Source organism: Streptomyces sp. NPDC001903, from assembly GCF_042891345.1.
In the GTDB taxonomy this organism is placed as follows: Bacteria; Actinomycetota; Actinomycetes; order Streptomycetales; family Streptomycetaceae; genus Streptomyces.
The window spans coordinates 261248-278970 of sequence record NZ_JBIASZ010000012.1; the positions used below are offsets into that span (position 1 = coordinate 261248).

Sequence of the window (17723 nt, forward strand, 5' to 3'; positions counted from 1 at the left end):
GTAGAGCGTCACCAGGTGGGCGGACCCGTCGTGTCAGCGGCGCGCGAGGACTTCGCGAACCGCATCGGGGGTCAGGTGCGGTCCATGTCGAGGGGCGGCCGGATGGCCACTTACGAATGGCAGGCGATCTCCGACGAGTTCCTCGACTACCTGGGCGCCCTCTCGGTCGCGACACCCGACCTCGACACCCCGGAGGCGAAGGCCGCCCTCAAGGACGCCTCCGAGGCGGCGGCCGGCGCCGTCGCCTACGCCGCGTACCACCCGCACTGCAGCTTCCAGGTGTTCCTGGAGTACGTGAACTTCGGCATGAGCTACGACCCGGGTGAGGACGCCCCCGAGGAGAGCGTCACGGCCGGGGAGTGGATCGACGCGCTCTGCCTGGCCGTCCTCAGGGACAAGGCCAAGTGGCATGGCGAAGCCTTCCACTTCGCCCGGCAGAAGTTCGCCGAGCAGGCGCAGGGCACGCCCGCCGGCGAACTCGTCACCGGATTGACGGCCGTGGTCCTGGACGACACCGGCGACGACGAGGAGTACCCGCCGAGCGCGCAGGCCAAGCTCGCCGCCCTCGATGCGGCCCTGGAGCGTATCGGTACCCGCGCCGCGGAGACCGGCGAGCCCCTCCTGGACCGGCCGGACGGTACCGCCCTCCACGCGTTGCGGGCCCTGGTCGTCGAGGACCGGGAGGCTTTCGATGCCTCGCTCGCCGCCCTCCTGGTCGGTCACGCCGCCGTGCAGGGCCCTGCGGCTCCTCCGAGCACTCTGCTCCCGCTCGTGCCCCTCGCTCTCGCCTCGCTCGCGTACCGGACGCTCGGCTGGGCGCCGGCCGTCCGCACCGACTACCTCCCGCACGCGCTGGTCACGGGTTTCGAGACTTCGGGCCCGCGGGTCGCGGGGTTCGGCCGCAACCGCCGGCCGGACGCGGTCGACGCACTGGCCGCGGGCCCGCTGGTGGTGGACCGGCCGGACTGCGAGCGGGATGACCTTGCGCGGATCGAGGCCACGTACGAGGAGCGATTGCGAGAGGCCCTCACCCCCGTCGACGGAGAGCCCCTTGCCGTCTGGCGCCTCGGCAGCGCCCTGGCCGATCAGGAGCGCCTCTTCAAGTGGCGGGCGGGGAACCCCGGCGACGTCACGGACGCCCGGCTCGCCACCCTTCGGCTGGCCTCTCGCATCGGGGCCGCCCTGTTCCGCATCGCACTGGCAGAGCCGGGCGCAGACATCGAGGTGACCGTCGGTGGCTGCGCGCACCGCTACACGGCCGAACGGAGCGACAAGGCCGGCCCCGGGAACTGGCAGAAGGCAACCGCCTTCGCCCTGATCACCGGCGTACGCGAGGACCTGGCCCCGCTGGTCCTCACCGGCCCCGCCTTCGCCCGCCCGGACGGCTCCGCCTTCACCACGTACCGGGAAGCCCTGCACGCCTACCTGAAGGGCACCGAGCCCGAAGCGGCCGCGCAGCGGGCGTTGGAGGCGGCCGAGAAGGCCAAGGACTGGGGCTTCGCGATGCCGCCGGCCGTGCTGCTCTCGCAGCTCGTGCACGGCGACGAGGAGAGCTTCAACCTCGCCCTGGCCGACGCCCTGGAAGCCCATCGCGCCTATTACCAGGTCGCCGACCGCGACGATGGTCCGGATGTCTCCGTCAACCTCGATGTCCTCGCGCTGGCCTGCCACGCCCGTCGCCGCGGCTGGGCCATCCGCGTGGAGTCCCCCTACCTGCCCCACGATGTCCTGCGGGCCGCCGAACCCTTCTGACGGGGCCGGTGCGGGACCGGGGGCTGGCGTCGGGCACGTGCCTTCTCGGCCCGGTGGAACCAGGACGCCGGGACTACGGCACGAGGACGATCTTGCCCTGGACCCGGCCGGTCTCACTGAGCTCATGCGCCTTCGCGGCCTCGGTGAGCGGCAAGGTCGCCGAGATCGTGGGACGTACCCCGTGGGTGTCGACGAGTTCGGCGAAGGCGGTCAGCACGGCGGGGGTCGGTTCCAGGAAGAACTCCACGAACCGTACGCCGAGTTCGGCGGCTCGGGCCTTCACCTCGGTGCGGTCCACGCCGACGCCGACGACGTCGACCAGGATGCCGCCCCGCTTGAGCGTGGGCAGGGAACGCGGGCCGTAGTCGTTGCTCACGGTGTCCAGCACCGCGTCGATGCCGCGCAGGGTCGAGAAGTCCTCCACCGTGTAGTCGATCAGCTCGTCGACCCCGAGTCCGCGCAGGTGGTCGTGTTTGGCGGCGCGGGCCGTGCCGATGACGTACGCGCCCCGGGCCTTGGCGATCTGCACGGCGAGGTGGCCGACGCCGCCGGCCGCGCCGTGGATCAGTACCCGCTGGCCGGGCCGTACGTCGGAAAGGGTGACCAGGGCCTGGTAGGCGGTGAAGCCGGAGATCGGCAGCGCGGCGGAGCCCACGTGGTCGAGGGTGCGCGGCTTGGGCGCGATCCGGTCCTCGGTCACCACCACGTGCTCGGCGTGGCTGCCCCGCGGCGGTACGGTCCAGCCGTAGACCTCCTCGCCCGGCACGAAGCGGGCCACGCCCTCGCCGATGCCCTCCACCGTGCCGCTGAACTCGTGGCCGAGCACGAACGGCGGCGGGCCGAAGAAGTCCACCTTGCCGATGCGGACCTTCCAGTCGGCAGGGTTCATGCCGGTGGCCCGTACGCGTACCAGGACCTCGCCGGGACCTGGCGCGGGAAGGGGTATCTCGGCGAGTTCCAGCACTTCGGAGCCGCCGATGGCCTGCTGTGTGATCACCCGTGTCGTCGTCATGCGGAACATTCTGCGCCTGATGATCATGAGAGAGAAGCGATTTCGCCTCCGGCGTTGGGCCGCTCGCCGGCGCTCGCGCGGGTGACGGAGCGGGGTGAACCGTACGGCCGGTCCCGGTTCCGTCCCGCGCTTCAGTGGTCTCGGTGGTCCGGCGCCGGCGCGGTGAAGCGGACCTTGGTGAGCTCTTCGGAGAGGTCCCACAGGCGGGCGGCCCGCGAGTCGTCCTGGGCGTGTGGGCTGCGCTGGGCGGGGCCGGGGTAGCCGCGCAGTTCGCCGCGGCCGTCGGGGCCGGTGTAGCTGTTGCCCGGCAGCGGCTGGGTGACGGCGTAGAGCGTGGGCAGGGCGCCCATGGCGTCGGACTGGGCCAGCAGGCGGTTGGTGACGGCCATCATCAGGCGCTGGGCGGTGCCGGCGGAGCGCCCCTGGAGGTTCGTCGCGGCGTAGCCGGGGTGGACGGCGTGCGCCGTGACCGGTGAGCCGGCCTCGCTCAGGCGCCGCTGGAGCTCACGGGTGAAGAGCAGGTTGGCCAGCTTCGACTGCTGGTAGGCGCGCCAGGGGCGGTACGCGCGCTCGGAGTTGATGTCGTCGAAGTCGATGTCCACGCCCGGTCTGCGGTGGGCGTTCGAGGCGACGGTGACGACGCGGTCGGTCAGGTGCGGGAGCAGCAGGTTCGTCAGGGCGAAGGGCCCGAGGTGGTTGGTGCCGAGCTGCATCTCGAAGCCGTCGACCGTGCGGGCCTCGGGGATCGCCATGACGCCCGCGTTGTTGACGAGGACGTCGAGGGGGCGGTCCCAGCCTGCGGCGAAGGCCCGGACGGAGGACAGGTCGGCCAGGTCGAGGGCGCGGACCTCGGTGCTGCCGGTCAGGGTGTCCGCGAGGCGTTCCCCGCGGGCCGTGTCGCGGACGGCGAGGACCACATGTGCCCCGACCCGCGCGAGCTCCCTGGCGGTGACGGCGCCGAGGCCGCTGGTGGCCCCGGTGACCACGACGGTCCGGCCGGTCAGGGAGGGGAGGTCGGCGGCGGTCCAGTGGGTGCTGTGGGGTGCGCTCATGAATCCAGGCTGACACCGGTATCGGATGTTGTCAATGGACACATAGTTTCCAGTGGAAACATGCGGGTACCATGGCATCCATGCAGGAGCGCGGCTACCACCACGGCAATCTGAGGACGGCTCTCCTTGAGGAGGCGGAGCGCTCCGTACTGGAGAACGGCGCCGCCGCCCTGTCCTTGCGCGAGCTCTCCCGGGGGCTCGGAGTCAGCCACACGGCACCACGGCGACACTTCCCCGACCGGGCGGCCCTGCTGGACGCCCTGGCCCAGCGCGGGTTCGACACCCTCGCGCTGCGCCTGACCGAGGCGATCTCGGCGGCCGGCCCCTCGTTCGAGGACCGACTCCGGGCGATCGCCCACACCTACGTCACCTACGCGCAGGGACGGATGCCGCTCGTGGAGCTGATGTACGCGAGCAAGCACGGGGCCGAGACCCTGGCGGCACCAGCTGCCGCTCGCGCCGCGTACGCGGTCCCGTTCGCGGTGATCGAGGAGGCCCACCGCAACGGCGAGCTGGACTGCGGCCTGGGCGCGCAGGAGGCGGCCCGTCTCGTCTTCGCGACGGTCCACGGGCTCGCCGTTCTGCTCAACACCGGCATGATCCCGGCCGATGACGCGTCGAAGACCGTGGACACCTCGATCGACGGCCTCCTGCGGGGCCTCGGCTCACGCTCCGCGCACGAAGGCTGACCAGCCGCCAACGACCCCGGGGGCATCACCGGCCGAGCGGCACCCTCACGCGCCCCGGGTCCACGCGCCACGGAACGGCTCACTGCTTCAGGCGGCATGGGCCCCTGCCGGGGGTTCCGCAGGGGCCCACGGTGCGAAGAACTGCCGAGGGCCGGGACCCGTCCTCGATGAGGGGTTCGCCGGCCGACGTCAGCTACCGTCTGCTGCCGGTCCTACGGTCCGGCCTCACTTGAGGTGCCGGGTGAAGAACTGGTTCGCGGCGTCCCCCGCGAACTGCGGAACGCCGGTGTGCCCGCCGAGATGGGCGTGCAGCGACTTCTCCTTGGAACCGAAGGCGTCGAACAGGTCCAGGGCTGCCTGCCGGTCGTTCCCCTCGTCGTCCCACTGCAACAGGACGTGCAGCGGAATGGTGACCTGTCGGGCCTCCTCGAACATGGCGCGAGGCACGAAACTCCCCGCGAACAGAACGGCGGCCGAGATGCGAGGCTCGACCGCCGCCAGACGGACGCCGATGGAGATCACTCCCCCCGAGTACCCGACCGGGCCGTCGATTTCGGGCAGCGCGAGGAAGGCGTCCAGGGCGGCCTGCCATTCCGGTACCGCCTTGTCGACCAACGGAAGGACAAGGGCGTCGACGATCTCGTCGCCGACCGGCTCGCCGGCCTCCATCGCCCGGCGCAGGTCGGCACGGGCTTGGTCGACGGCGGGCCAGCGGGGCCGGTCGCCGCTTCCGGGGAGCTCGATGGTGGCCGTGGCGAAGCCCTCCGCCGCGGAGTGCCGGGCCCGGGCCACCAGTCGGGGATGCATCCTTCGCAGCCCGAGCGGAGGGTGGCCGAGCAGGATCAGCGGCGCCGGTGCGGATGCGGATGCCGATGCGGGCGTCCACAGGATGCCGGGGATGTCGCCGAGGGTGAATTCGCGTTCGAGGACGCCGTCGTCGAGGCGTTGCTCGGAAGTGAAATGCATGGTCGTGCCTTTCGGGAGTGCACTGGAACGGCGCTCCCGGACGACCTGCCTATCGCCCGACCGTGACCCCGGAGGGGAGCACCCATGTCGATACTGCGTTCACGGGTACCACCTCCTTGTTCTCTCGCACGGCCTCCAGGAAAGTAGCAGCGGTCACGGCGGTCCGCCAAACGAATTCCGCCGCAGGAGTGCACGCCCCCTCAGGGGGCTTGCAGGCGCCCCACGAGCTCCTCGACGAACACCTCCAGGTGGGGCGGGAGTTCGCCGGTCCGAGTGGCGCAGAACCAGGTGCGGGTCAGCGGCCTCGCGCCGATCTGCACCAAGGCAAGGCCGTGCGAGGCCACGTACGGGGCGGCCACCCAGTTGGGCAGAACCGTCACGCCTTGCCCTCCCGCCACCATCTCCACGACCAGGTCGGTCACCACGGGCATCGTGGTGATCCGGCCGGGCCGGGCTCCGGCGGGGATCGGCAGCGGCAACGACGGGATGCGCTTCTGGTCGTAGAAGTCGTAGAGGACCAGGTCGGCGCCGTCGAAATCGCGGGCGGTCAGGTGCTTGCGGCCGGCCCAGGCGTGCCCGGCAGGCACCACGGCCAGCATCTCGTCGTCGAAGAGCCGGGTCAGCGACACCCGGTCCATCTGCACGTCGGGTTTGGTGACGAGCGCGACGTCGACCAGGTCGGCGAGAAGCGCCGGGACCGGCGCGTCGTCGGCGACGGTCTCGATGCGTACGTCGATGCCCGGCTCCCGCTCGCGGAAGGCGCGCAACACCGGGGGCAGCCACGGGAACGTGGTGCTGCACTGCGCGGTGAAGCGGACCCGCCGGTCGCGGCCCTCGCGGATTTCCCGCAGGTCGCGGGTGGCCGACTCCAGCTCGGTCAGGACGTGCCGGGCGGCTACGAGCATCCGGCGACCGGCGGCGTTCGGCACCAGCCGGCGGCCCTCGCGGTCGAACAGGGACATGCCGAGGCGGGCCTCCAGCCGGGTCAGCCGCTGGCTGAGGGCCGGCTGGCTGACGTAGAGCCGCTCGGCGGCGGCGGTCAGCGAGCCGGCTTCGGCGGTGGCGTCGAGGAGCTCCAGGTCACGCAGGTCCATGTCCATAACGCTGGATTATCACATGCTCCAAATTCTGTCGTGGTGTTATGAGTTGAGGGCCCATAGGTTCGAGGTGTCGACCGGACGAACCGATCCGGCGATCCACCCCCGAAAGGCACTCACCATGACCACTGCTCTCATCACCGGATCCTCCAGCGGCATCGGCCTGGACATCGCGCGGGCCTTCCTGGAGAGCGGCGCGAACGTCGTCCTGAACGGCCGGGACCCCGACCGCCTCGCCAAGGCCGCCGCCCGCCTCGGCCACCCGGAGCGGACCGCGTGGGCCGTCGGCAGCATCGCCGACCGGGAGACGGGCGAGGCCCTCGTCCGTACGGCGCTGGAGCGCTTCGGCCGCATCGACGTGCTGGTCAACAACGCGGGGACCTTCGCTTCCAAGCCCTTCACCGAGGTCACGGAGGCCGAACTCGACGGCTTCCTGACGGGCAACCTCAAGGGCACCTACCTCACCACCCAGGCCGTGGTGCGGGCCTTGCGCGCACAGGGCGAGGGCGGCAGCATCGTCAACATCGGCACCGTCCTGGTGGACCACGGGCTGGCCGGCTTCCCGGCCAGCGCACCGGTCGTCAGCAAGGCCGGGGTGCACGGGCTGACCACGAGCCTGGCCGCGGAACTGGCGGCCGACGGCATCCGCGTCAACCTCGTGGCACCCGGCATCATCCGCACCCCTCTGCACGAGGGCTCCGACGTGGACTCCTTCGGCGGGCTCGCCCTCCTCGACCGGGTCGGCGAGGCCTCGGAGATCGCCGAGGCCGTGCTCTACCTGGCGGGCGCGGGCTTCGTCACGGGCCACGCCTTGCGCGTGGACGGCGGCCACGTCACAGGCCGGGCCGTCTGAGCCGCGGCCGGCATCGTCGTACGCCCACGTCGAGAGCACCCGTCAAGGCGCCACCGCGGCCCGGAAGGCCGAGGTCATACGGCTGCGCGGAGACGGCCGGCCGCCGCCTCGGCCTCCCGCACCACGCGGCTCGTGTCGATGTCGACGAGTCGGCCGCCGAGTTTCAGCGGACGTCCGTCCACGAACACGGAGTCGATGTTCTCGGGCCGCCCGTTGAAGACGATCTGGCCGACCCACTCGAAGCGCGGCGCGAAGTTCAGGGCCGCCGGGTCGATGACGACCACGTCGGCCCGCTTGCCGGGGGTCAGGGAGCCCACGCGGTCGGCGATGCCGATGGCCTCGGCGCCGCCCAGCGTGGCCATCCGCAGGACGTCCTGCACCTGTGGGAAGACCCCGGCGTCCATGGCGTGGGAGCGTTGCAGGCCGATGGCCGTCTTCATCAACGCCTGGAAGTCAGAGGTGTCATTGGTGCCGCCGTCCAGCCCCAGACCGACCTTGACGCCCCGCCGTCTGAACTCCGAGAGCCTCATGACGCCGGACCCCAGGCGCATGTTGCTCAGCGGGCAGTGGACGGCACGCGCGTCGTGGTCCGCGAGAGCGGCGATCTCCTCGTCGGTCAGGTGGATCGCGTGGTTGATCAGGAGCCGCGGCCCCAGTGCTCCGATGTCGGCGAGGACCCCGATGGGGTCGTCCGCACGCTGCTCGGGGCGTTCCAGGACATGGGAGTTGAGCATGACTCCCATGTCCTGGGCGGCCTCCCAGTGCGCGTGGTTGAGGTGCTGGGCCGACCGTGCCGCGTGCGTGGCGACCTGGAAGGAGCCGAGCGGTACCGGGTCGACGAGGTCCTTCTTCACCTTCGTGAGCAGCGCCGCATCGGGCTTGGGCGGGAACATCGCGTAGGTGAACCGCACCCCGCTGCCGGCCAGGGCCCGTACGTAGCTCTCGATGAGGTCGTAGGCGAAGATGTCCACCCAGTCCACGAGAGTGGTCACGCCCGACTGGACGGCGTCGAGGGCTGCGAGGCGCACGAAGCTGTGGAGCGCCGCGGGAGTCAGCCGGCCGCGCGCGGGGTCGGTGCAGCGCTCGAACCAGCCGAACAGGTCGCCGTCGGTACAGCCTCCGCGGATCGCCGCCTGCCAGAGGTGGGTGTGGGTGTCGACGAAGCCCGGCATGACCAGCTTGCCCGAGGCGTCCACCACCGAGGCTCCGGGCGGGGCCTGGAGGGCCGTGCCGACTGAGGCGATGGCTCCGTTCCGCATCAAGACGTCGGCGTTCTCCACCAGGCCGAGGGGGCCGCTGCCCAAGGCAGGGTCCATGGTGAGCACGAGGGCGGCGCCCCGGAGCAGCACCGTACGGCCGAACGGAACGGGCCGGTCGGCTTGGCTGTTGCTGCCGGGGGCCGAGCGGGCGGTGACACCGAGGAGGAGCGGGGCGGCAGCGGCCGCACCGAGGCCGGTGAGGAGATCGCGGCGGCTGCGGGCCGGCTGCGGAGTGGGGTTCGACTGCATGGCGTGGTACCTCCCGAGAGCGCAGAACGGAAGGCCCGCCCGGACGACGCGGTGACGGAGCGTCGAGCAGAGGCGGGAGGTTACCCGGAGCATTCCCCGTCAACGGGCCTTCCATGGGCGTCCGCGGAAAACATTTTCCACTGCGGACATGTGCCGTTCCTGCGCTCGCGGCGCCGCCCCGTCAGTCGGCGGCCCGGCGCCTGCCCCGCCGGCGGCGCGCGTACGGCAGGAGCCGCGGCGAGCGTTTGGCCGCCAGGTCCTCGACCCAGCCGAAGACCAACAGCAGCAGGCCGAGGAGCGGGATCGCCACCAGCAGCGTGAACCACTGGCTGGCCAGCAGCCACCGGAGGTTCGTGTAGAAGAAGTGGACGCTCCAGAGGGGGTCGATCAGCGGGACGGCGGCCACCAGCGCGGTCTCGTGCCAGAGGTAGACGCTGACAGCGCGTGCGTTGAGCAGGCTGACCAGGCCGTTCCAGCGTTCCAGCGGCCTGGGCCAACGCTCCCAGGTCGGGCTGACGTGGAGCAGGATGGCAACGAAGCCGAGGGACCACAGGGCCTGGGCGATCGGCCAGGACTCGATGTCGGTCGGTTCGGTGGGGTCGACCGGCCGGGTCCGCAGGTACCAGAGGCCGGCCACCATGATCAGCGGAGCGATGGACGGCAGAACGTATTGCGGGATCTTCTTGAGCAGCCCTTCCCCGTGTGCCATGCCGAGGATCCAGCAGGACCCGAACATCATGAAGTCGTTGGCGGTCTCCCAGACCCGGCTGTAGACGAACTCCTGGTCGGCGAAGAACGTGTTCATGACGATCGACAGCGCCAGCGGAGTGAACAGCGTCACCACCGGAAAGCGTCGCAGCGCCCGGAGCATCAGGGGCGAGAGCAGGACGTACCACAAGTAGGCCCGGAGGTACCAGAGCGGGACGATGATCTGCGCGGCCCAGGTGTGCTCCACGAGATGGTGGAAACCGGGCAGCTCGTCCGCGTAAGGCGGAGTGCTCAGCGGCAGGATCCAGAGCGCCAGCTTGGCCCACCACCAGATGGGATGGCCCTCGGAGTGGGGGCCCCAGCCGTCGCGGATCTGGAGGGCGATCATGAGGGCGCCGAACAACCACATCGGCGGCAGCAGCCGGCGCAGTCGGCCGCGGATCACGCCGAGAGCGGGACGGCTGAGCGAGCGCGCCATCAGCGACCCGGCCAGCGCGAACATCACGCCCATCGACGGGAAGAGGAGGGGCAGCCAGAACCAGCCGAAATTGTGGTAAAACACCACGCGAACCAGCGCCAGCGCGCGCAGAAGGTCGAAATACCGGTCCCGCCCGCCCTTGCGTCGAGGGGATGCCTCCGACGCCGGCTTCGGATCCGGCTGCGGCTCCGGCTCCGGAGGCACCGTCCCCTGTCGCCAAGCGGCGGGGACTCTCAACGGGACGGTGTCCTGGGTACGCCCGAGGTCAATGGGTGCCGTCACGTCGCGCCTCCACCGGTACGGCGACCTCACCGGTGCGCCGGAGCTTCTGCCAGCGCAGCCGGCCGCCGGTCACCGCCGTGATCGCGGACTGCAACAGGACGATGTACATCAGCTGCCGGTAGACCAGCTGCTGGATCGGCAGGCTGATCAGGTGCCAGGGCTTCTCGCGGTCGAGCCGGAAGGCGTACCAGGACAGTGCGGCCTGGAGCAGGATGAAGCCGCCCCAGCTGGTGAGGGTGATCGGGGCGTCCCCGAACAGCACGCCGTACAGCAGGAACAGGTCGACCAGCGGCGCCAGCAGCGGGGCGACCACACCGAACAGCACGACGAGCGGAAGCCCGAGTCGGCCGAAGCGTCCGGCCGGGCCGCGGGAGGTCACCGCGCCGCGGTGCTTCCACATCGCCTGCATGCTGCCGTAGCTCCAGCGGTACCGCTGGGACCAGAGCTGCTGGAGGCTGCCGGGAGCCTCGGTCCAGGCGCGGGCGTACTCGGCGTAGACGATCCGCCAGCCGTCGCAGAGCACCGCGATGGTGATGTCGGTGTCCTCGGCGAGGGTGTCGTCGCTCATCCCGCCCACCCGCTCCAGAGCCTCCTTGCGGAAGGCGCCGACCGCGCCGGGGATGGTCGGGATGACGCCCAGCATGTCGTACATCCGACGGTCCAGATTATGGCCGAGGACGTACTCGATGTGCTGCCAGGCGCCGATCAGGCTTTCGCGGTTGCCGACCTTCGCGTTGCCCGCGACCGCGCCGATCGCCGGGTCTCCGAAGGGCTGCACCAGCTCGCGCACGGTGGACGGCTCGAAGACGGTGTCCCCGTCCATCATCACGATGATGTCGTGCGAGGCGGCCGCGATGCCGGTGTTGAGCGCGCTGGACTTGCCGCCGTTGGCCTGGCGGATCAGCCGGACGAACGGCAGGTCCATCTCCTCGACGATGTCCGCGGTGCCGTCCGTGGAGCCGTCGTCGATGACGATCACCTCGATCGGATGGTCGCCGGCGGCCAGGGAGTCGAGGGTGTTGGCCATGCACTCGCGCTCGTTGTAGGCCGGGACCAGTACGGTGACCGGCTCGGTCACGGGCGCTCCCCAGGCGTCCCGCCGCTTGGAGCGACGGGCGTGGATCGGCGCGAGGACGAGCATCAGCGCGAACCGCCCGAAGTTGAGGAAGCCGACGACGGCCAGCAGCCCGACCAGCGCTGGAAGGGTGAGCACGGCGACGCGGGTGGCCCAGATGTACCCCTTGCCGGCCCACAGCTGGAATCCGTGCACGGGCACGGTGGCACTGGAGGAGCCGAGCGCCTCCGAGATGGTGGTGAAGCGGTAGCCCTGGGCCTGCAGCCTGTCGATGATCTGCACGAGCGCCGCGATGGTCTGGGTGCGGTCGCCACCCGCGTCGTGGAGGAGGATCAGCTCACCCGCACCGGGCCTGGACGGCATCGCCGCCTTCACGATCTCCGCGACTCCGGGACGCTTCCAGTCGTCGGTGTCGCGGTCGATGAACGCCGTGAGGTAGCCGCGCGCCCCCACGTACTTGATCACCGGGTAGTTCCAGTCGTCCAGCGCCGAGGCGTCGGAGGAGTACGGCGGCCGGAACAGCGCACTGTGGATGCCCGCGACGCCGGCCAGCGCCAGCTGCGTCTGCGCCAGCTCCCAGCTGATCCGGGCGTGGGACTGGTACACGAGATCGGGGTGGGTGAAGGTGTGTACGCCGAGTTCGTGGCCGCCCGCGACCATCTGCCGGATCAGCTCCGGGTTGCGCGTCGTCATCGCGCCGGTCACGAAGAAGTCCGCCCGGATGTTGCGGGCCGCGAGCACCTCCAGGATCTTCGGAGTCCACTCCGGGGAGGGACCGTCGTCGAAGCTCAGGACCACCGTGTGGTCCGGGATGTGATAGCTCACGGGGTGCTCGTTCTTGGCGCCCCGCGCGTCGATGATCGGTCCGCCCTTGAGCAGGCTGTCCGGCACGGTCGTCTTGTCGACCGAGATGGCGATCCGGGAGTCGTGGAACGCCTCGTTCGTGGCGAGGCCGCGCAGGACGAGGAGCACGAGCAGGCAAGCCAGCAGGGACAGCGGCATGAAGAAGCGCAGCGGCGGCGCGGCCAGTCGGCGCGGCCGCAGCAGGGACTGTCGGCGGCGCTGGTGGCGGGACAATGGCGCTCCTGAAGAGGGGTGGTACGGGCGATCAGGGGTGCTTGGCCGGTCGTCCCGAAGGCTTGGCACCCTGCGGCGCGGTGGTCGAGTCCTTCGGCCTGGCGGCCGAGGGTTTCGATGTGGGGGCCGAGGCCTTCGTCCGGGGTGTGGCAGGTGTGGTGGACGGCCTGGCCGTCCGAAGTGAGGACGACACGGACGACCCGGATGACGCGGTGGGCGACGGCGACCGGACGGGTGAGGGCGACGGGGCGGGCGACCGCGATGGTTGCGCGGGGATCCCCATCGCCGGGGCGTCCGCCTGCACGCCGATCAGGCTGCTTCCCATGGCGACCGCAAGGATCGCGCCGACCACGGAGACCGGCCAGCAGAAGCCCCGCAGTAGACGGCCGCGCACGCCCGACTGGTCGACGAACACCGGTGCGGGAGCGGGCTCCTCGAAGCTCGACTCGGGCATGGCGGATTGCGTCCGGCGCGCCGATCCGCGTTCGATGGGAATGCCGACTGGGCGCACCTTGCCAGGCCTTTCATTGCAGGGTACGTAGACCGCGGGATTGCAGTGCGAACGCTAGTGCACCGGCCTGAGTCGACTTGGGTTCGATATGACCATTTGGCACGATCCATTCAGGTGCCGTGACCGGATCGAAACGGAATTAGTGATACCGGTTAGTAGGCCTGCCGTTTCACAGGAACCACGGTGGTCGGGGCCGCCAAGGCCGCCCCCGCGTCCACCCCGCGGCCACCTCTTCGGCGATCTCTGCGGCCATCTCGGCAGCCGTCTCGAACCTAGGATGACCCCCGCATGTGATCAGCCATTGATCTCTTCGCATAAAGGGCGCGTCCAGGTACCGCCTCTACGCCCCAAGGAGCCCGTGTGAGCCAGCCCCGCCACACCCCTCGTCGCCGCGCGTGGACCGCGCTCACGCTGCCCGCCCTCCTGTGCGTACTCGCCGCATGTTCCGGCGGCCCCGGTGACGATGCCGCCGGGCCCGCCCCCAGCGCCTCGCCGACCCCGTCCGGTCCGCCGGGCACCCTGTTCGACGACTTCCACTACAGCGGCCCCGACGACCCCTCGCTCTCCGCCCACGGCTGGGAGGTCCGTACCGGTGGGGGCGGCCCGGGGATCAAGGACAGCTGGTCCGCCGCCCGCGCCGGCTTCCCCGCCGACACGACCGCCCAGGGCGGCAGGGTCATGCAGCTGCAGTCCTCCACCGACGGAACGAGGCAGGGCACCGCGCAGGTCGAGGTGCAGAGCACCGGCACCCCCCTCTTCACGGGGACCTACGCCGCCAGGGTCCACTTCGGCGACAAGCCCACAACCGGTCGCAACGGCGACCACGTCGTCCAGACTTTCTTTCCGATTTCCGCCTCGGACTCCTCGCCGAACTACAGCGAACTCGACTACGAGTACATGGCGAACGGCGGCTGGGGCTCGGTGGGTCCGCAACTCGACACCACGAGCTGGTACAAGGCCGATCCGCCGGACCGGGTCACCCACGCTCTCAAGCAGCACATCGAGGGCTGGCACATCATGATGATCACCGCCGTGAACGGAAAGGTCACCTATTCCCTGGACGGCAAGGAGCTGTTCACCAGTTCCGGCAAGTACGTAGCGCGCGAGAAAATGGACGTCCATTTCAGCAACTGGTTCATCGACCTTCCCTTCACCGGTGGTCCGCGCACATGGGACATGAAGGTCAACTGGTTCTACTACAAGGCCGATGAGGCTGTCTCTCTCGCGGATGTCCGGAAAACGGTGGATGGCTTCTACAGCGCAGGTACCGACTACGTCAACACCGTGCCCAAGTCCTGACTGACCGACGCGAGCTCGCCGAGCAGCCTCGGGATGTGTCCTCGCTCCGGGCATGAACGGCGGGCGAGGCCTCAGTCCGTGAACGGATCTTCCACCGTCGGAATGTACGGAGACAGCAGCGCCTCCGTGTGCTGCGTGACCCTGCCTCGAACGAGTCTCAACACGCGTACCTCGTTCTCGCGATCCGGATCCTCGTCGTCGTGAACGTGGAGAAGCCCGTAGGAGCCAGGGGCGGCCACGGCCACATGCTCGAAGAACTCGACGACGTCAGGCGATGATCGGTGATTGGCGAAGCCGCCGAGGTGGATGAACGGCTCGCCGTTCATCCACCTGAGGTCGAGCAAGTACGGGCTGTCCATCTGGGCGATGTGACGGCCAAGCTCATCGACGATCTGCCGCAACCGGGGCCCATGGTCGTCATCGGCCGCGGTCTCCCTCACCGTGATCCACCCGTGGTACTCGAACATCCCACGATCGTAGCGAGATGACCCGGCGGGCTGAGCCCCTGGCCAATGGTGCGAGGATGCGGGGATGCGCGAGGACCGTGAACTGATCGACGTCGACGATCCAGCCTGGCCGCTGCTCCTTCAGGAGCTGTCCGGCACCGACGTAGCAGTTGAGGTGCTGCCCGGCGGTGTCGGCAGAGGTGCAGCCTGTCTGCGGCAACTACAGGTCTCCGCCCGGTCGAATCTGGGCGGCATCGTACTGAACTGCGGCGGCTTGCTCGTCGACGGCGGCTGGCTGCGGATCTTCGGAAGCCCGATCGACGGTGGACTGCCCGGTCTGGCCGAGGTCAATGCGATGCCCTCGACCTTCGATCCCTCTTGGCAGCCTGGTGCTGGTCTCGTGATTGCGCGCGACGTACTGGGCGGGGTATTCGCCATCAACGGGGGCAGCCCTCGTGAGGCTGGTCGTCCCGGCGAGCCGGGCGAGATCGTCTACTTCGCCCCCGATGCGCTCGAGTGGGAGGCCTTGGGCGCCGGCCACTCGGCGTGGCTGTCCTGGATCTTCTCCGGAGGACTCCAGGAGTTCTATGAAAGCCTGCGGTGGGAAGGCTGGCGCAGTGAGGTCGCCGTCCTGGACGGCCGGCAGGGACTCTCGTTCTTCCCGCCGTTGTGGTCGGCCGAGGCCCGTCAGGATCTGTCGGCGACCAGCCGTCGGGCCGTGCCCATGGCGGAACTCCTGGGCCTGAATCGCGACTCGTGCCTTCAGCTCGACGGCACCGACCCGGGCTTCCTCGGAGTCGCTTGAACCGGCTCACCCCTGCGGACGCTGATGGCGTAGGGAGGTCGTTGTGGTGTGCAACGCTCCCCGATACGGTCGTTGAGACAAAACGACCTGTTTCTATGGGAGGTTACCGAATGTTGCCGGAAGCGCTGACGACACTGGCTGCTGCAGGTGGCACCGCGGTGGTCCAGGCTGCGATGTCGGATGCGTGGTCCGAGGTGCGGTGTCGCGTGGCCGGCTTCTTCGGCCGAGGCGACAGCACGCGGGAGCAGGCAGAGCTTGAGCGCCTGGACCAGACGGCTGATGTCCTGGCCGGCGCGAACCAGCATGCGGTGGAACAGGTGAGGATGCGCCAGGGGATCTCGTGGCAGACCCGCTTCGAGATGTTCCTCGAGTCCCTGCCGGTAGACCAGCGGGAGACTGCCGAGATACAGCTGCGGGAGCTCATCCAGGCAGTTCCCGCTTCGAGCGGCCAGACCACGATCCACAACGAGATCAGTGGCGGTACGCAGTACGGCCCGGTCTTGCAGGGCCGTGATTTCCACGGACAGACATTCACCACCACGGCACCCCGGCCCGCGGCACCCGGCCCTCACCGACCGTAGGCCGCGAGGAGGCATCCACCACAGAGCGATGACCGGGCACCGGGAAACCCGTGACACCTGACGATGTCACCGAATCTGGAGGTTTCCAGTGCGTCGTCGTCGACTTCAATGTGGAAGCCGACGCCCGTCACCTCCGGCCGTGCCCCCAGCCGGGATACGGGGCCGGCGGCCGGCGGAGCAGCGGTTGCCGGGGAACGGGACCGGTGGTCACGCGTAGCTGAGGATCACCAGCAGCGCCGTGCACTCCGCGAGAAGCTGGGCGGCGAGCGCCACCTGCCGTACGCGCCTGACGGGTGTGGCCAGGGCGGCGATGCACGCGACTACACCGACGCCGGCACTCCAAACGAACAGCGCCCCGGGCAGTGCCGGGTGGCATCCCTCTCCATACGTCAGGCAGCGCCCCGCGCGTTCCGAGGACAAGACCACCACAACGGCCGCCAGGAATGCCGGGATGAACAGACCGGCGCACAGCGCGGACCAGAGGCGGGAGCGGTCCCTTCCTGCGGGCGCGTCGGCCGGAGGCGTCGAGGTGGTGACGGTTGCGTTCATGTCTCCATCCAATACGGCCGTAGAACCCTGCACAGGGGTACGGGTACTCAGTCAAGGGTGAGTACCCACGCCCCAGGCCGCCATCGCGCCTGCCGGCGCCGCTCGCCTTGTCGGAGGCCGGCCATAGGGTTCACCGGGTGAGTGACATGTATGAGTTGAGGATCGCCGTCGACCTGCGGGACGAGATTTCCGAGAACGAGCTCGCCGAGCTGAGCTGGCATCTGGGGCTCGGGCCACAACCGGAGTCCCTGTCCATCGTCACCGGCTTCCCCCTCGTCGTGGTGGACGACTCGGGGATCCCCGTGATCGAGGACGACCCCTATCCACTACTGGCCGGGCGCGGCGCCGCCTCACGGGTGGGTGGCGAGCTCTGCTCGGCACTGGCCGGTCACGCGGACCTGCCCGGGAAGGGCTGGTCGCTGACGTCACGCCAGGAGATGCACCCGGACGAGTTCGAGAAGGTCGGCGAGCTGCTCTGCTGGCTGGCCACAAGAGCCCACCAAACGCACCCGTCCGGGAAGGACGCAGTCGGGATCGGATCCCTCAGATTCCATGAAGCCGAGGTTCCGGATGCGCTTCAGGTCGAGAACGGACGGGTCAACTGGCCAACCTGAAAGCGTCGCGGATGACGTGGTGAGTAGCATTCCTCCAAGCCGTCGCGCGCCCGACCGCGATGCCGAACCACCAGCGTGGTTGGCTCAGCAGGCAGTCTCCCTCGTACCACTACCAAGGACACACCCATGGCACGGCTCACCACACAGGAAGCTCTGGCCGAGCTCTACGACCACGACATGGACGCCCATTTCGACACCAGCCAGCTGCGCGTTGGCCTGGCCGGCATCCTCTCCCCGGCCGAAATCAACAGGATCATCACTGCGATCGAAGCGACGGGAGACCGGACCGTGAGCTACGAGACGGTCATCTCCCTCCTTGAAGAGGCTTGAACCACATCGCTCACTCCGCACCCCGCCTCCGATGCGGAA

18 protein-coding genes are annotated in these 17723 nt (G+C 69.7%); 9 read left to right on the plus strand and 9 right to left on the minus strand.

The genetic code is table 11. The features are described 5' to 3' along the window. Positions 1-15 precede the first annotated feature (15 nt). Positions 16-1752 (plus strand): Imm49 family immunity protein, encoded by a 1737-nt coding sequence (locus tag ACFYZS_RS26030; protein ID WP_389017267.1) that lies wholly within the window; start codon positions 16-18, stop codon positions 1750-1752. A gap of 73 nt (positions 1753-1825) precedes the next feature. Here the strand turns inward: ACFYZS_RS26030 and ACFYZS_RS26035 are convergent, their stop codons facing one another. Together ACFYZS_RS26035 and ACFYZS_RS26040 are read right to left on the minus strand one after the other, a co-directional pair. Then, complete coding sequence (locus ACFYZS_RS26035) at positions 1826-2764, minus strand: NADP-dependent oxidoreductase (protein WP_389017138.1); 939 nt, start codon at positions 2762-2764, stop codon at positions 1826-1828. A gap of 131 nt (positions 2765-2895) precedes the next feature. Next, positions 2896-3816 carry an oxidoreductase gene (locus ACFYZS_RS26040; RefSeq protein ID WP_389017141.1) on the minus strand — a complete coding sequence of 307 codons (921 nt, stop codon included), beginning with the start codon at positions 3814-3816 and terminating at the stop codon, positions 2896-2898. Positions 3817-3887: 71 nt separating this feature from the next. Here ACFYZS_RS26040 and ACFYZS_RS26045 point away from each other — a divergent pair, with 71 nt between their 5' ends. Next, complete coding sequence (locus ACFYZS_RS26045; RefSeq protein WP_389017144.1) at positions 3888-4505, plus strand: TetR/AcrR family transcriptional regulator; 618 nt, start codon at positions 3888-3890, stop codon at positions 4503-4505. A gap of 225 nt (positions 4506-4730) precedes the next feature. Here the strand turns inward: ACFYZS_RS26045 and ACFYZS_RS26050 are convergent, their stop codons facing one another. Both ACFYZS_RS26050 and ACFYZS_RS26055 read right to left on the minus strand, forming a co-directional pair. Then, on the minus strand, positions 4731-5471 hold the full coding sequence (locus ACFYZS_RS26050; RefSeq protein WP_389017147.1) for an alpha/beta hydrolase: 741 nt from the start codon (positions 5469-5471) through the stop codon (positions 4731-4733). Between the two features lie 200 nt (positions 5472-5671). Beyond that, a complete protein-coding gene (locus ACFYZS_RS26055) occupies positions 5672-6565 on the minus strand; it encodes a LysR family transcriptional regulator (RefSeq protein WP_389017150.1) in 894 nt (297 codons plus the stop codon). A 124-nt stretch (positions 6566-6689) separates the two neighbouring features. Here ACFYZS_RS26055 and ACFYZS_RS26060 point away from each other — a divergent pair, with 124 nt between their 5' ends. Further along, entirely contained in the window at positions 6690-7421 is a 732-nt protein-coding gene (locus tag ACFYZS_RS26060) for an SDR family NAD(P)-dependent oxidoreductase (protein WP_389017153.1), read from the plus strand. Positions 7422-7495: 74 nt separating this feature from the next. Here the strand turns inward: ACFYZS_RS26060 and ACFYZS_RS26065 are convergent, their stop codons facing one another. From ACFYZS_RS26065 to ACFYZS_RS26075, 3 genes are all read right to left on the minus strand, one after another. Then, on the minus strand, positions 7496-8929 hold the full coding sequence (locus ACFYZS_RS26065) for an amidohydrolase family protein (RefSeq protein WP_389017156.1): 1434 nt from the start codon (positions 8927-8929) through the stop codon (positions 7496-7498). A 181-nt stretch (positions 8930-9110) separates the two neighbouring features. Next, complete coding sequence (locus ACFYZS_RS26070; protein WP_389017159.1) at positions 9111-10427, minus strand: acyltransferase; 1317 nt, start codon at positions 10425-10427, stop codon at positions 9111-9113. Then, positions 10381-12486, minus strand: coding sequence for a bifunctional polysaccharide deacetylase/glycosyltransferase family 2 protein (locus tag ACFYZS_RS26075; protein WP_389017270.1), 2106 nt, complete (start codon positions 12484-12486; stop codon positions 10381-10383). Before ACFYZS_RS26075 ends, ACFYZS_RS26070 begins: the two co-directional genes overlap by 47 nt. Positions 12487-12629: 143 nt before the next feature. Between ACFYZS_RS26075 and ACFYZS_RS26080 the strand changes: the two genes are divergently transcribed. After that, entirely contained in the window at positions 12630-13091 is a 462-nt protein-coding gene (locus tag ACFYZS_RS26080; RefSeq protein ID WP_389017162.1) for a hypothetical protein, read from the plus strand. A 329-nt stretch (positions 13092-13420) separates the two neighbouring features. Further along, positions 13421-14359, plus strand: a complete 939-nt coding sequence (locus ACFYZS_RS26085; RefSeq protein WP_389017165.1) for a glycoside hydrolase family 16 protein — start codon at positions 13421-13423, stop codon at positions 14357-14359. Between the two features lie 71 nt (positions 14360-14430). On the opposite strand, the gene ACFYZS_RS26090 is transcribed toward ACFYZS_RS26085, so the two are convergent. Next, on the minus strand, positions 14431-14826 hold the full coding sequence (locus tag ACFYZS_RS26090; RefSeq protein WP_389017168.1) for an Imm7 family immunity protein: 396 nt from the start codon (positions 14824-14826) through the stop codon (positions 14431-14433). 64 nt (positions 14827-14890) lie between these two features. Between ACFYZS_RS26090 and ACFYZS_RS26095 the strand changes: the two genes are divergently transcribed. Continuing rightward, a complete protein-coding gene (locus ACFYZS_RS26095) occupies positions 14891-15610 on the plus strand; it encodes a DUF2625 family protein (protein ID WP_389017171.1) in 720 nt (239 codons plus the stop codon). 110 nt (positions 15611-15720) lie between these two features. After that, positions 15721-16191, plus strand: coding sequence for a hypothetical protein (locus ACFYZS_RS26100; protein ID WP_389017174.1), 471 nt, complete (start codon positions 15721-15723; stop codon positions 16189-16191). Between the two features lie 207 nt (positions 16192-16398). Here the strand turns inward: ACFYZS_RS26100 and ACFYZS_RS26105 are convergent, their stop codons facing one another. After that, positions 16399-16740 carry a hypothetical protein gene (locus ACFYZS_RS26105; protein ID WP_389017177.1) on the minus strand — a complete coding sequence of 114 codons (342 nt, stop codon included), beginning with the start codon at positions 16738-16740 and terminating at the stop codon, positions 16399-16401. Between the two features lie 146 nt (positions 16741-16886). Between ACFYZS_RS26105 and ACFYZS_RS26110 the strand changes: the two genes are divergently transcribed. Both ACFYZS_RS26110 and ACFYZS_RS26115 read left to right on the plus strand, forming a co-directional pair. After that, the gene (locus ACFYZS_RS26110) at positions 16887-17354 is read left to right on the plus strand and encodes a hypothetical protein (RefSeq protein WP_389017273.1); all 468 of its coding nucleotides are present in this window, start codon (positions 16887-16889) and stop codon (positions 17352-17354) included. 126 nt (positions 17355-17480) lie between these two features. Then, positions 17481-17684, plus strand: a complete 204-nt coding sequence (locus tag ACFYZS_RS26115; protein ID WP_389017180.1) for a hypothetical protein — start codon at positions 17481-17483, stop codon at positions 17682-17684. Positions 17685-17723: the final 39 nt, after the last annotated feature.

Excerpts from the sequence above, each read along its gene's own strand:
- ACFYZS_RS26035 (WP_389017138.1), bottom strand. The coding sequence starts at position 2,764 with ATGACGACGACACGGGTGATCACACAGCAGGCCATCGGCGGCTCCGAA.
- ACFYZS_RS26040 (WP_389017141.1), bottom strand. The coding sequence starts at position 3,816 with ATGAGCGCACCCCACAGCACCCACTGGACCGCCGCCGACCTCCCCTCC.
- ACFYZS_RS26045 (WP_389017144.1), top strand. The coding sequence starts at position 3,888 with ATGGCATCCATGCAGGAGCGCGGCTACCACCACGGCAATCTGAGGACG.
- ACFYZS_RS26050 (WP_389017147.1), bottom strand. The coding sequence starts at position 5,471 with ATGCATTTCACTTCCGAGCAACGCCTCGACGACGGCGTCCTCGAACGC.
- ACFYZS_RS26055 (WP_389017150.1), bottom strand. The coding sequence starts at position 6,565 with ATGGACCTGCGTGACCTGGAGCTCCTCGACGCCACCGCCGAAGCCGGC.
- ACFYZS_RS26060 (WP_389017153.1), top strand. The coding sequence starts at position 6,690 with ATGACCACTGCTCTCATCACCGGATCCTCCAGCGGCATCGGCCTGGAC.
- ACFYZS_RS26065 (WP_389017156.1), bottom strand. The coding sequence starts at position 8,929 with ATGCAGTCGAACCCCACTCCGCAGCCGGCCCGCAGCCGCCGCGATCTC.
- ACFYZS_RS26090 (WP_389017168.1), bottom strand. The coding sequence starts at position 14,826 with ATGTTCGAGTACCACGGGTGGATCACGGTGAGGGAGACCGCGGCCGAT.
- ACFYZS_RS26095 (WP_389017171.1), top strand. The coding sequence starts at position 14,891 with ATGCGCGAGGACCGTGAACTGATCGACGTCGACGATCCAGCCTGGCCG.
- ACFYZS_RS26100 (WP_389017174.1), top strand. The coding sequence starts at position 15,721 with ATGTTGCCGGAAGCGCTGACGACACTGGCTGCTGCAGGTGGCACCGCG.
- ACFYZS_RS26105 (WP_389017177.1), bottom strand. The coding sequence starts at position 16,740 with ATGAACGCAACCGTCACCACCTCGACGCCTCCGGCCGACGCGCCCGCA.
- ACFYZS_RS26110 (WP_389017273.1), top strand. The coding sequence starts at position 16,887 with ATGTATGAGTTGAGGATCGCCGTCGACCTGCGGGACGAGATTTCCGAG.
- ACFYZS_RS26115 (WP_389017180.1), top strand. The coding sequence starts at position 17,481 with ATGGCACGGCTCACCACACAGGAAGCTCTGGCCGAGCTCTACGACCAC.